The organism is Corallococcus llansteffanensis (genome assembly GCF_003612055.1).
GTDB classification, from domain to species: domain Bacteria; phylum Myxococcota; class Myxococcia; order Myxococcales; family Myxococcaceae; genus Corallococcus; species Corallococcus llansteffanensis.
This window is the reverse complement of sequence record NZ_RAWB01000029.1, coordinates 1-13,600: the sequence shown is the minus strand read 5'-3', so window position 1 is coordinate 13,600 and position 13,600 is coordinate 1. Positions and strand designations below refer to the sequence as shown.

The 13,600-nt window shown below is 71.4% G+C and carries 8 protein-coding genes; 3 read left to right on the top strand and 5 right to left on the bottom strand.

Translation table 11 applies throughout. The features are described from left to right. Nucleotides 1-221: 221 nt before the first annotated feature. From tgt to D7V93_RS04615, 3 genes are all read left to right on the top strand, one after another. Complete coding sequence (gene tgt / locus D7V93_RS04625; protein WP_120642196.1) at nucleotides 222-1,391, top strand: tRNA guanosine(34) transglycosylase Tgt; 1,170 nt, start codon at nucleotides 222-224, stop codon at nucleotides 1,389-1,391. Between the two features lie 137 nt (nucleotides 1,392-1,528). Then, complete coding sequence (locus D7V93_RS04620; RefSeq protein WP_120642195.1) at nucleotides 1,529-2,731, top strand: excinuclease ABC subunit UvrC; 1,203 nt, start codon at nucleotides 1,529-1,531, stop codon at nucleotides 2,729-2,731. A gap of 329 nt (nucleotides 2,732-3,060) precedes the next feature. Then, nucleotides 3,061-3,834: an HAD family hydrolase gene (locus tag D7V93_RS04615; protein WP_120642194.1), complete on the top strand. Its 774-nt coding sequence runs from the start codon at nucleotides 3,061-3,063 to the stop codon at nucleotides 3,832-3,834. A 69-nt stretch (nucleotides 3,835-3,903) separates the two neighbouring features. On the opposite strand, the gene D7V93_RS04610 is transcribed toward D7V93_RS04615, so the two are convergent. From D7V93_RS04610 to D7V93_RS44760, 5 genes are all read right to left on the bottom strand, one after another. After that, complete coding sequence (locus tag D7V93_RS04610) at nucleotides 3,904-5,574, bottom strand: OmpA family protein (RefSeq protein WP_244237107.1); 1,671 nt, start codon at nucleotides 5,572-5,574, stop codon at nucleotides 3,904-3,906. A gap of 60 nt (nucleotides 5,575-5,634) precedes the next feature. Then, a complete protein-coding gene (locus D7V93_RS04605; RefSeq protein WP_120642192.1) occupies nucleotides 5,635-8,958 on the bottom strand; it encodes a Kelch repeat-containing protein in 3,324 nt (1,107 codons plus the stop codon). A 150-nt stretch (nucleotides 8,959-9,108) separates the two neighbouring features. Next, nucleotides 9,109-10,212, bottom strand: coding sequence for an NAD(P)/FAD-dependent oxidoreductase (locus D7V93_RS04600; protein ID WP_120642191.1), 1,104 nt, complete (start codon nucleotides 10,210-10,212; stop codon nucleotides 9,109-9,111). Between the two features lie 8 nt (nucleotides 10,213-10,220). After that, a complete protein-coding gene (locus D7V93_RS04595; RefSeq protein WP_120642190.1) occupies nucleotides 10,221-13,157 on the bottom strand; it encodes a LodA/GoxA family CTQ-dependent oxidase in 2,937 nt (978 codons plus the stop codon). A 181-nt stretch (nucleotides 13,158-13,338) separates the two neighbouring features. Then, nucleotides 13,339-13,600, bottom strand: a 262-nt coding sequence (locus tag D7V93_RS44760; protein ID WP_158623648.1) for a hypothetical protein, incomplete at its 5' end; no start/stop codon positions are given.

Sequence of the window (13,600 nt, the reverse complement as noted above, 5' to 3'; positions counted from 1 at the left end):
TAGCGGAAATGGCGCGGCGACCAAAGACGCGCGGTGAATCGAGGCCCGGCGGCGTACCGGAAGGCCCAATGTAACCGCCGCCAGCCCCTGGAAATGCCGGCTTCCAAGCCCCCGAGCACGCCCCCAGGTAGGGAAAACGGCGCTTCTCCACCTGGAGGCCGGGCGGGCGTCCCCAGGAAGCGGGTGCCTCCCGACGCGCGCCACGGGTATAAGGCACGACAATGGCCGTCCGCTTCGAACTCCTGAACACCGACCCCACCGGCGCCCGCACGGGCATCCTGCACACCCGCAAGGGGTCCTTCCCCACGCCGATGTTCATGCCGGTGGCCACCCACGCCGGCTTCCGCCACCTCGGGATGGAGGAGGTGAAGGAGACCGGCGCGAAGATCCTCCTCGCCAACACCTACCACCTGATGCTCCGCCCCGGCGCGGAGGTGTTCGAGCGCTTCGGGGGCATCCACCCGTTCATGGGGTGGGACGGCGCCGTGCTGACCGACTCGGGCGGGTTTCAGATCTTCTCCCTGCCGGAGGACCGGCTCATCACGGAGAAGGGCGCGCACTTCCGCAGCTTCTATGACAACAGCCGCCAGCTCCTGAGCCCCGAGTCCAGCATCGCCATGCAGCAGGCGATCAACTCGGAGATCATGATGGTGCTGGATGTGTGCATCGACTCGCGCACGGACGAGGCGGGCACGCGCGAGGCCATGGAGCGCACCCACCGCTGGGCCGTGCGCAGCCTCGCGGCGAAGGAGGCTCGCAACACGGGCCAGGCACTGTTCGGCATCGTCCAGGGTGGCGTGCATCCGGCTCTGCGCGACGCGAGCGCGGAGTTCCTCACGAAGCTGCCCTTCGACGGGTTCGCCATCGGCGGGCTCGCGGTGGGGGAGACGAAGGTGGAGCGCGACACGATGACCGAGCGCGCCACCGCGGCCCTGCCGCAGGACAAGCCGCGCTACCTGATGGGCGTGGGCACGCCCACGGACCTGCTGGAAGCCGTGCTGCGCGGCGTGGACATGTTCGACTGCATCATCCCCACCAAGATGGCGCAGCAGGGGTACGCGTACACCTTCCAGGGGCTCGTGCGCATCACCCGCACGGCGTACCGGCTGGAGGACGGGCCGCTGGATCCGGAGTGCGACTGCTACGTGTGCAAGCGCTACACGCGCGGCTACCTGCAGCACCTGATGCGCGGCAAGCACCACCTGGGCTCGCGCTTCCTGTCCGTGCACAACGTGCGGCACTACCAGAAGCTGATGGAGCGCATCCGCGAGGGCATCCTGCGCAATGGCTATGCGCAGACGTACCGCGAGCTGAAGTCCGCCGTGGCCACGCCCAAGGACCTGAAGGACGAGGCCGCCGCCACTGCGGTCACCCTCAAGGACGTGGGCTGAAAGGCCTGCGGGGCCGCGGGCGCGCGTTTCGTCGCCCGCCCAGCGGCCGGGTTGTAGGGGGTGGGGGAGGGACTGCGGTACAGCGCGACCTGCCGGGTTAGCCTGCGGGGCCGGGCACTGCCCGACCTCTTCGCCGCATGGACCCCCGCGTCACCACCCTCCTGAGCCACGTTCGCGCGCACGCCGAGAACCGGCCCGGCGTGTACCGCATGCTCGGGCCCTCCGGCGAGCTGCTCTACGTGGGCAAGTCGGTGCGGGTCCGCACGCGGCTCCTGTCGTACTTCCGCGCGGACGACGGCGAGAAGGCGGCGGAGATCATCTCCCAGGCGCACCAGGTGGAGTGGGAGTACACGGCCAGCGAGTTCGCGGCCCTCCTGCACGAGTTCCGGCTCATCAAGAGCCACCGGCCCCTCTACAACGTGCAGCACAAGCGGGACCGTTCGCACTGCTTCCTGCAGCTCACGCGGGAGGCGGTGCCCCGGTTGCGCGTGGTGGGCCAGCCCGGCGGCACCGGGAGCGCGGAGTACTTCGGGCCCTTCCGCGGTCGGCACACCATGGCGGAGGTGGTGCGCGCGGTGAGCGACCTGCTGGAGCTGCGCGACTGTCCGTCCGATACCCCGATGCGACTGGCGGATCAGATCCAGCTCTTCCCCATGAAGGATGATCCGCGGTGCATGCGCGGGCAGACGGCGCGGTGCATCTCGCCGTGCGCGGGCGGGTGCACGCAGGCGGAGTACCTGGAGCGCGTCGCGCTGGCGCGGGCGTTCCTGAATGGCGAGTCCGACCGGCCGCTGGTCATCCTGCGCGAGCGCATGGCGATGGCGGCGCGGCGGCTCCAGTTCGAATACGCGGCGGAGCTGCGCGACCGCGCCGAGCGGCTGGAGCACGTGCAGTCGTGGATCGTGGAGCTGGGGCGGACGCTGCGGCGGCTGTCCCTGGTCTACACGGTGCAGGGGCAGGGCGGAGGCGAGGACCGCACCTATGTGCTGCGGCGGGGGCGGATCCGCGCGGAGGTGCCAGCGCCCCAGACGCCGGAGGAGCAGGCGGCTCTGGAGGCGCGCGTGCGCGACATCTTCTCGCTGCCGGAACCCGAGGCGATTGGCCTCCGCGCCCAGGAGGCGCAGGAACTGATGCTCATCGCGAAGTGGTTCCGCATGCACCCGGAGGAACTGGAGGGCACGGTGCCTGCCTCGGCGCGTACCGGGAGCGGCGAGGCGTCCGAAGAAGTGGGCGAGGCTCGGGCCGCGTTGGCCCGGACGCTGGAGCGCACCGTGGAAGGGCCGGGTGGCGTGGAGGCGGACAGTCCCGAGCCTGAGCCGACGGATGCGGCGGGCGGGTAGCGCCACGGGGCATGGGCCCTGAGTTGTGTCGAGCTGTCCGGAAGGATGCTGCTGGCGGGTAGCGCCGTTGGGCGGTGTTCAGGCGTGCGGACGGATGCGGCGGGCGGGTAGCGCTGCAGGGCGGCTGCCCCGGGCGGTGTTGAGGCGTGCGGATGGATGCGGCCTCGCAGGCCCTTCGGTGTTCGGGCGGACGGTGTTGAACCTCCAGCGTGGCCGGAGCTTCTTGTCACGGGCTCGCAGGCGTCCTGGCGGACGGTGCTGAACAGCCCATGGGGGCGCGGCTTTCAGGCGGGTGACACCGGGCAGGTGGGCCGGCGAGGATGACGGGCATGAGGATGGAGCGGGTCGAGGAGACGCTGGAGCGCATCCGTCGAGAGGTCGCGCAGACGCCGGACGGCGTGCTGGCCTTCGACGGGGACGGCACGCTGTGGAGCGGGGACGTGGGGGACGACCTGTTCCTGGCCCTGCTGGAGCACGGCGGCGTGCGGCCCGAGGCGCGCGTGGGCCTGGAGCGGCTGGGTGCTCGGCACGGCGTGGAGGCGCACGCGGACACGGTGACGCTGGCGCGCGCCCTGTTCGCGGCGTTCGAGGCCGGACGGCTTCCGGAGAAGGACACCTACGAGATGATGGCGTGGGTGTTCGCGGGCTGGCACGTGGAGGAGGTGCGCGGCTTCGCCCACGACGTGGTGGCTCGCAAGGGGGTTGCCAAGCGCATCCATCCGGAGGCCCGCCGGGTGGTGGAGTGGGCCCGCGGCCAGGGCGTGGACTGCTACGTCGTCAGCGCGTCTCCGCGCGCGGTGGTGGAGGCCGCGGTGCGCGAGGTGGGGCTGACCGCCGAGTTCGTGCTGGCGTGCACGCCGAAGGAGGAGGGCGGACGGCTGCAGACGTCGGTCTTCGAGCCCGTGCCTTACGGCCCTGGCAAGGTGAACTGCCTCCGGCAGCGCACGAGCCGGCCGCTCTGCGCCGCCTTCGGCGACAACGTGTTCGATCTGGACATGCTCGCGGCGTCACGCGTCCCCGTGGCCATCCGGCCCAAGGCGCGGCTGCGCGAGCGTGCGGCGGAGCTGCCTTCGCTCGTGCAGCTACAGCCCGAAGAGGCTTGAGCCGGGAGCGCGCCGCTTCGCGAGACTGGAACCTCCAGTCCACGAAGCGGCGTCACCTCGCCGCCGGAGTCAGCGCCCCGTCTCTCCGCCCTTCACGACGAACTCCACGCGGCGGTTCGCGGTCAGGCCTTCGGGCGTGTCGTTGGACATCAACGGGCGCGTCGGCCCGTAGCCCTTCGCCTCCAGGCGTGAACCCGCGATGCCTCGCTGGATCAGGTACGCACGCACGCGGTCCGCGCGCTGCTGGCTCAGGGTGCGGTTGAGCTCCTCGGGGCCGGTGTTGTCCGTGTGGCCTTCAATCCGGATCTCGAGCTTCGGATTCGCCTTCAGGTAGTCCGCGATGGCGTCCAGCTGCCGCCGCTCCTCTTCCTGGAACTCGGCTTGGCCCACCGGGAACTGCACGCGGTGATCCAGCGGCGACTTCGTGTCCTCCACCGTGGGCTTGGGCTCCTCGGGCTTCGGCTCGACCGGCTTGGGCTCCTCGGGCTTCGGCTCGACCGGCTTGGGCTCCTCGCGCACGGGGCAGCCGCGGTTCGACGCGGGGCCTGCCTCCTTCGGGCAGCCGTCCTCGTCGTCCGCGACGCTGTCTCCGTCCGAGTCGGGCGGCGGGCAACCGTGGTAGCGAGCGGACCCCGCGACCGAGGCGCACTGGTCCTCGCGATCCACCACGCCGTCGTTGTCCGAGTCCTTGTCCGGGCAGCCCGCGTTGTCCACGGAGCCGGCCTCCAGCGGGCAGCGATCCTTCCCGTTGGCCACCGAGTCCCCATCGTCATCCTGATCCGGGCACTCCTCCGGGGTGTGGCTTCGGCCGCTCGCGCACTTGTCCTCACGCGGCGGCGGCTTGTTCGCCCACGCGATGCCCGCGGCCAGCCGGAACGACGGCGTGCCCGGGATGTCCGTGAAGCCATGCCCCGCGAGCGCGAACGCCTCGAAGCCCATGCCCACCGGCAGCCGCAGCCCACCGAGCAGCTCCAGCGCCACGTCCGACTCCACGAGGGACTCGGCGGCCTCCAGCGCGATCTCGCCGCGCAGCCCTTCGCCGCGCGTGGCCACCACCAGGCCCTGCTCCAGCTCCGTGCCAACGTCGCGGCCGGGCTCGACCTCCGTGGAGCGGATCCGCACGCCCGCGCTCGCGCCCAGGGCCAGCGGGCCCACCTCGCGGCTCACGGCCACGCGGGGCGCTACCTGGAACCCGGCCCAGCCCTGCTGCCGGCCGAACGCGTCCGCGCTTCCTCCGGGCAGCCCGATGTCCAGGCCCAGGCCGAGGAACACCGGGTCTCCGTCCTCACGACGCAGCAGCGCGTAGCGGGCGCCCAGCTCGGGCGTCCCCAGCCCGAAGGAGTCCGGGGGCGTCACGCCGGCCAGCGTCTCCGCGCCATGTCCGCCCTGGGAGATGATGACGGGGACGCGCGCGGACAACTCCAACCGGTCCACGGGAGACCACGCGCCGGCGAGCCAGCCCGCGGTCCGGTAGTGCAGGATGGAGCGCTCCACGTCATCGCTGCCCTTCAACAGCAGGATGCCGCGCTCGTAGTTGACCATGAGGAGCAGGCGGTAGCCGCCCTCGGGAAGCACGTTGCCGGTGTCCACCAGCATCGAGTCCGTGGCCGCGGGATTGAAGCGCAGGCGCTCCAGGTCCAACGGGCGGAGGGGACTCGCGAGGGTCTGGCCAAAGGCCGCGGGTGCGACGGCGATGGCCAGCAGCGCGGCCAGCGCCCATCTCTGTGCCTGTGTACGCAAGGGGAGGTCCATTCGGGAAAGGAAGGAGCGTGCGAGACGTTCAGATCCGGAGCGCATGGTTCAGCGAACCCCGGGGCTGGTGCGACGGCGACGCAGACCGGCCCACGACGCCAGTCCCGCGAGGAGCGCCAGTGCGGAGGTCGCATCACCGCCGGCGCTCTGGCAACCGCCGCCGGCGATGGACACCACCGCCGCCTGGACCGCGACCTGGAACGTGCACTGCGCGGAGTTGCCGGCCTCATCCGTGGCGGTAACGGTGACCCGCGTGGAGCCCGGCGCGAAGACGCTGCCCGACGCGGGCGAGGACGTGACGGTCGGCGTCGCGGTGACGGCGTCCGTGGCCGTGGGCTCGAACGACACCTGCGCGCCCGCGCCGTCCGTGGTCGCCGTCTGGTCCGACGGGCACGTCACGGAGGGCGGGGTGGTGTCCCGCACCGTGACGACGAATGAGCACGACGCCGGGACGCCGCCCGCGGTGGTGGCGGTCACGGTCGTCGCGCCGAGCGGGAACCGGGAGCCCGAGGGCACCGAGTAGCTGACCGGCGTGCCCACCTGGCCAGGCACCGCGGGATCGTAGGTGACCACGGCGCCATCCGGGCCCGTCGCTTCGGCGGTGACGTCCGCGGGGCACGTGAGGGTCGGAGGCGGCCCGGCCGTGACGGTGATGTTCACCGTGCCCAGGTTGCTGTCCTGGACGCAGTCCCGGACGCGGAAGTCGAAGCTGTCCGCTCCGACATAGCCCGGCGCGGGCGTGTACGTGAGGTTGGGCGGCGTGCCGCTCAAAGTCCCATGCAGCGGCTGGCGGACCACGGTCCAGGTCAACACCTGCCCCACATCCGGGTCGGTCGCGGTGAGGGTGACGGCCAGGGGCGTGTCCAGACCGGCGGCGACGTCCTGGTTGATCGCCGTGGGCGTCTGGTTCGCGACCACCTGCACCATGCGCCCGCCAGGGATGGCGTTGGCGAAGACGGTGAGCGCATAGGTCCCCAGCGGAACGCTGACGGGGACGGTCACCGTCGCGCGCGTGGACGACGTGTCGGAGCTGGGGAGCGTCAGCAGACGCCCGCCCTCCGCAGCCTGGAGGCGCACGAGGGGGAAGTCGGTGGGGGAGTCGCCGGTGGAGGTGCCTCCGCTCGCGCCGGAGATGCCCCGGAACAGCAGGCCCTCGAGCACGGTCGGGCAGGCGGGGACGAGGGTGGCCGGACGGGTCACCACGGGCCTCCACGCGGGGAGGGCGCCGGTGTCGTCGAACAGCTCGGAGTTGCGGGTGTCGTCGCCACCCGCGAGGAGCACCTCGCCCGAGGGCAGGGCGACGGAGACGAGTCCACCGCGCGAGGCCGGGGCGTTGACGGTGCTCCAGACGCGGGTGATGGGGTCGTAGACCTCCGCCACGTCGCTGAACGCGCTCGCGAAGGTCAGGCCTCCCGCGACCAGGACCTTGCCGGAGGGCATCAGCGTGGCGGTGTGGTGCCAGCGCTCCTGCGCGAGCGGTCCGACGCCGGTCCAGGTGTTCGTGCCGGGGTCATAGAGCTCCGCGGACGCAAGCTCCGTGACGCCCGCGAGCCCGCCGGTCGCGAGGACCTGGCCCGAGGGCAGGAGCGTCAACGTCAGCTCCTCCCGGGCCTGGGCGAGGCCCGCCGCGGGGGCCCAGGTGTTGGTCGCGGGGTCGTACAGCTCCGCCGAAGCAAGTGGCGCGCCGGTGTTGTCATGGCCGCCCACGATGAGCACGCGACCATCGGGGAGCAGCACGGTGGCATGTGCGGCGCGGGGGATGGCGGCGGAGGCCACCGGGGTCCAGGTGTTGTTGCCGGGCGTGTAGCGCTCCACGGCGCTGAGCACGGTCAGGTTGCGCTGACCTCCGACCACCAGCACCGTCCCATCGGGAAGGAGCGTGGCGGTGTGGACGTGTCGCGGGGTGGTGAGCGACGCAACGGGGGTCCAGGTGTTGGAGGCCGCGTCGTAGCGCTCGGCGGCGGTCACCGACGTGCTGCCGTTGCGCCCGCCCGCGACCAGCACCTGACCCGAAGGCAGGACGGTCGCGGTGGCGCGCTCGCGCGGCGTGGCGAGGGCCAGTGCGGAGGCCCAGGCGTTCGTCGTCCGGTCATACAGCTCCACGGCCGTCGACGAGGCGCCGCTCCCCGTACGGCCACCCGCGACGAGCACCTTGCCCGTGGGCAACAGCGCCACCACGGGGTCGGTCCGGGGCGTGCCCAGGGCCCCGGCGGGAGACCACCGGCTGACGGCGGGATCGTAGAGCTCCGTCTCCGCGTAGAAGGTGAGGCTGGGCGCGCTGCTGTACCCGCCCGCCACCAGCACCTTGCCGGAGGGCAGCAGGGTCGCGGTGTGGTTCTCGCGCCCGATGTTCATCGAACCCGCGGGGGTCCACTGGCCGGTCGCGGGGTTGTAGACCTCCGAGACGACCTGCGGATTCCTCGCGGAATCGGAGCCGCCTGAGGCCAGGACCCTGCCATCGGGCAGCAGCGTGGCTGAATGACCTGACCGCGCGAACGCGAGGCTGCCGGTGGCGGTCCAGGTGTTGGTCGCCGGGTCATAGATTTCCGAGGCGGTGGTCACACCCCCCGCGGTGAACCCGCCCGCGACGAGCACGCGGCCATCTGGGAGCAGCGTGCTGGTGGAGTAGTGCCGGGGCACCAGGACAGGCGCGGTGGCGGACCAGGTGCCAGTCGTGGGGTCATAGCGGTCGGCGCCGGGGACCTCACCCGCCTGGTTGAAGCCGCTCACCGCGAGCACCTGCCCGTTCCGCAGCAGCGTGGCGGAGTGCGCGCCCCGGCCCAGGGTCATGGCGCCGGTGGGGAGGAACGTGTTGCTCGCGGGGTCGTACAGCTCCGCGGAGGTGAGCCGGACGCCGCCGCTGCCGGTGCCACCCGCGACCAGCACCTGCCCTGAGTTCAGCAGTGTGATGGTGGGGAGCCCGCGGGTCTGCGCCATGTTGCCCGTGGCGGTCCACGTGCCCGTCGCGGGATCGTAGAGCCGTCCCGAAGTGGAGCCGTCGGTCAGCGCGAGCACCTTGCCGTTGGGAAGCAGCACGGCCTCGGTGACGTTGCCCTGGATGCCGGAGTCGCCGGCATCGCGCCAGGTGCCGGTGGCGGGGTTGTAGAGCTCCGCCTCGCGCACGAACCCGGTCCGGTTGACGCCGTTGATGACCAGGAGCTCGCCGGAGGGAAGCAGGACGGCGCCGTGTTGCGCGCGCGTGCGGGCCATGGACACGGTGGGGGCCCAGCCCGGCGCGGCGGCCAGAGGCGTCTTCGCGGACGAGGGGGCGCCATCGCCCGGGGTCGGGTGCTCCTTCGAACTGCACGCCAGAAGGCTCACGCCCGCCACCAACACCAGGATCCTGCTCCAGACAGCGTGCTGTGACCGCATCGAACGAACTCCGATCCGCGAGGCTGGCACGGACGCAAGTGCGTCCGCCCGCCGTGAACAACCGGGCAGCGGCTTACCAGCGGGTCGGGTGCCCGGGCAACGCGCGAGAAAAATCCTCTGAGGCTGATCCGCGAGCTGTCTCAAGTGGACCTACACGGGGGGCATCCCTGTGAGGCGGCGACGCCAGAACTCCTGCTCCGGCCAGCGGCGCTCCAGCGCGTACCAGGCCGTCACGTTGCGCCGGTACGCGGCGTCGATGTCGGCCAGGGTCCCGGCGTAGTCGCTCGTCGCGGACGGGTCGCCGGAGAGTGCGCGGTCCGTGGCCTCCGCAGCGGCGAGGCCGGTGAACAGGGCGTTGAACAGGCCCTGGGAGGAGAGGGGATCGAAGCTCAGCGCCGCATCCCCCACGGCAAGCCAGTTATCGCCCACGGGTGACGCCAGGACCGAGCCGTGGGCCGTGATGACTCCGGGCGCGATCGTGTCATCGAAACAGGTATCCGCGAGCTGCGCGCCCAGGGTGGGGGAGCGCGCTGCCTGGCCCAGCAAGCCGGGCGCCGTGCGCAGGGCCTCGGCCGCGGGAAGATCCGCATCGGTGTGCCATGCGAGCACCCGTCGGCCGTCCGGCAAGGGCGCGGTGTACCACCAGCCGTCGGGCGCGGACTCCGTGTACGTCAGGCCGCCCCCGGTGCTGCCCTCCGTCCTCGTGCCGTGAAGCCATCCACAGATCAACCGGTCCCGGGCCCGTCGCTCGGCGCCGAAGGGCTTGAGCAGTCCCGACGCCCGGCCTCCAGCATCGATGATCCACCGTGTGGCCACGTCCAGCACCCGTCCGCCGTGCTCCAATCGCAGACACCAGCCGTCACCCGCGCGCTCCAGTCCCACGGGTGAGGCGGGTGCGAGCAACGCCGCTCCCCGTGCCACGGCCGTGCGTCGCAAGCGCTCCTCGAACCGGCGACGGTCCAGGTGCCAGCCCGGTCCATCCAGGTTGGCGAGCGCGTCCTGCTCACCGGGAACCTCCGTCCCCCAGCGGCTGCGCGCGACGTGACAGGGGCTGTGCCCGTCCGCGAGGAAGTCCGCCCACAGCCCCATGTCGCTCAAGAGGCGCCGGGCGGCCGGGGCCAGGGACTCACCGATGCGGTCGGTGGGCTCTGGCCTCCGGTCCACCAGCAACACCCGCCGGAACGGCGCGAGGTTCAGCGCGGCAGTGGCACCGGCGGGGCCAGCGCCCACGATGACGACGTCTGCGGGCAGCATCCGGGGCTCTAGCGCCGCAGGCCGCCCGGGAAGCGGCGCACCTTCTCGATGCCGCGCACGTCGACCTTCGCCGCGGAGGGCGCTTCGCGGTGATGCACCCCCACCGAGCTCCCCGTCGCGGTCCCTCGCCGCCTCACCCGGGCCTCGGGAGGGATGACGTCCTGGATGGGCTTGTGCTGGTCCTCGACCTCGATCACCGCCGGGAAGGCGTCGGTGTCCGTCGGGCCCTTCCTCGCCTCGACGACGCCCAGGTGGTCGAAGTGCTGGATCATGTTGTTGATCTGGTCGGTGTAGCTCGTCGACCCCAGCGGGTTGATCCAGGCGGCGCGGTTGGCGAAGGCGGCACGGCGCTCGGCCAGCGGCTTCTTCGTGTCCATGACGATCCTGTAGTTCTCCTCCGTCAGGACCTCGTTGGGGACCCGCGCGGGCCAGAAGGACGGGACATAGGGGTCGTAGGTCGTGTCGTAACCGGAGCGGCAGCTGGCCGAGTCCGCCTGCCAGGGGACGGCCATCCACCGCGTGAGGCCACCGGGCGGCTGGCCGGTGAGCGGGCCGTTGGCGAGGGTGATGCTGTCCAGCGTGATCACCTCGCCCAGGTTCGGCTCCTTCCAGCCGGGGAGCTGGTGCGCCAGGCGGAAGGGCTGCAGGTACATCGTGGCCTGACGCATGGGCCAGGTCATCTCGCAGCCGGGGTGGAACGCGTCGGCCAGGCAGAACTCCAGCGCCGCGCGGGTGAGCATGTCCCCCTGTTCCGGCAGCGGCACCTCGGCGAGCGTGGCTGGCGGCTTGCGGTTCGGATCATGGTCGGCCACGAACTCGCCCAGGGCCCACTGCTGGAGCATGGCCAGCTGGGTGTCCGTCAGCGCGGTGTACTGCCGGGGCGTCTGCGCGGGCGGGATGTTCATGGCGTCGCCGTACAGCCAGGGCCACGGCGTGGGTGACCAGGAGTCCCTGGCGAAGTTCCGGAACTGGTTCGCCACCGCATGCCGGTACTCCCGCTCCGCCGGGCCGCTGTCCCCCAGGCGCGCCAGCACCTCCGGATCCGTGAAGTCGAACATCCCCTTCCAGCCGAAACCTGCGGCGAAGCCCGCGTTGACCCATTGCAGCCCCGCCAGGCGCTGGAAGAGGGGAAGGATGTCGTGGGTGAAGGACGGCCGGGCCGGCGCGGCCAGCGTCCCCGCGCGGATGGCCACGTCGCGCATCAGGTCCCACATCGTGCGGACCGACTTCCGCTGGGGCCCGTAGTTCGGGGGCGCCACGACCACCCAGGCGGGGACGACCTCCAGCGGCTTGCCATCCAGCACCACCTCGGCGGTCACCGGGCCGTCCGACACGTCGTCGTGCCAGCCCTCGTTGTTCGCGAAGGTGATGGCATACGTGCCGTCGCACGAGCGGGAGACGCCGTGACCGCCCAGCACCACCAGCCGCCCGCACTCGTCGGTGCGGATCTCCCCCAGGTGGACCTCCAGGTCCATGAAGGTGCCGTCGAAGCGCTTGGGGCGGGCCTTCGCGCCCTGCACGGACTGCGTGGCAGGCGTGATGGCCAGCCGCGAGCGGTCCGCCACGGCCGCGTTGCGCAGCGTGGTGGGTGGGGCGGACGAGGCCTCGGGAATGTCGAGCGCCAGCTGGAAGCCGTACCAGGCGGCCTTGGTGTTCGCCAACTGCACGGTCCAGCGCACCTTCGCGCCCGACTTCGGCACCGACAGCTCCCGAATGATGTGCCCCTCCGCGTTGACGCCGTAGATGCGGAAGCGCGCCGCCTGCCGCTTCAGCCGCCCCTGCGCATCCCGGTAGAAGCCCTTGTCCTGGGCGGGAGGCTCGGTCACCTCGGGTCCGATGAAGTACCCGTCCGGGCTGCTGCCGACGCGAGCGATGCCGATGGGCGGGTAGATGACCGCCTTCACGATGCCCTCGTCCGGCGCCTTGGGCTTGGGCGCGACCGGACGGGGCTCTGGGAGGTCCTTCAGGGGCTGACCGTTGGCGCGGTGTCGGGCCGCGGCACCCGCGGCGTAGACCGCCTTGCGCACCACCGCGATGGAGGACGCCTCGGACGGTGCGTTCTCCGGAGGGGTGCGCCAGATGTTGAAGGACAGCGACTGGCCATAGTCGGCCTGCCCGCGCTCACCGATGTCCTGGCGGGGCAGCACCAGGGTGGCGATCTGCACGAACGGGCTCTGCTTCTCCGACCAGTCGTCCATGGCCCGGTCCAGGGGCATGGTGGACGGGTGGGTGCGGCGCTGGATCATGAACCGGAAGCGATAGCCGTCCCTCGCCAGCCGGGTGGCCAGGTCCGTGGCCAGGTAGTCATCAGCGTCATCCGGCACGTTCTGGGGCGCGGTCTCCGGCTCCAGTCTGTATTTGACGACCTCCTTGCCCAGCTTGAACGGCAGGATGGCCCAGTAGGTGCTGGTGAGGACGCTGCCCTGCGGCGCCGTCATCGCGTCCAGCACGGCCTGGGTGGCGGGATGCTGTTTGAGATAGCCGGGATAGTCCTTCAGGACAACGCCCGCATAGGTGAACTCACACATCGCCTTCGCGTCCTGCACGAAGAAGCGCGGGAAGTTCTGCAGGATGAAGTCCGCGGTGGTGCCCGACTCGCCCAGCCCGTTCGAGCCAGCGACTCCGAACAGCTTGATGCCCACGCCCAGCGTGCTGCCCAGGTCCGGCAGGGTGGGGGACGTGTCGCTGGAGAACCGCACCCAGGCCTCCAGCCGGTCCTGCGCGAAGATGCCCGTCCGAAGCTTGCGGTCCACGCCGGGGAGGATTTCGAAGTGGCCATGCGCCACGCCGTGCAGCTTGCGGAACACGGCGCGCTCGGCGGGAGTCTGACCCAGGCGGATGCGATTCTCCTGGGTCATGCGCACGAACATCTCGACGAGGCGTTCGGTGGGCTGTCCTTCACAGTCGAAGCTGTCGGGAGGAGCGTCCTTCTCGTGTCTGGACATGATGCGCCTCGGAGCATGAGCAGTGTTGACGGCGCGTGAAGACTGTCAGAGCGCGCGACCCGCGGCAATTCGGGCGGCCCTGGCAGGGTGCTTTGTGATTGCGCCCATGGCGCGGCTCGATGGAGACGTGGTCGGAGAAGAGTCAGACGAATTCATCTTGGACGCACCTGAGGGGCTGCCCTCAATCATCCTCTTCGTCCATGTCGTGCGCGGCCGCGTTGAACAGGCCAAACCCTCCGGCCTCCTCCTGCGTGATTCCGGCCCTCCGCAGCGCGGGTGAATCCACCGTCTGCCCCACCGCCATCCAGCGCGGCGCGGCCAGCAGCACCCCGTGCTTCGGCAGCTCCGGCAGCAGGTGCTCCAGGTCGTCGAGGATGAACTCCGCGTGCCCCACGTCCTCGGGCTCGCGCAGCCCTTCCGGCGGACGCCACGGCCCACCGTCC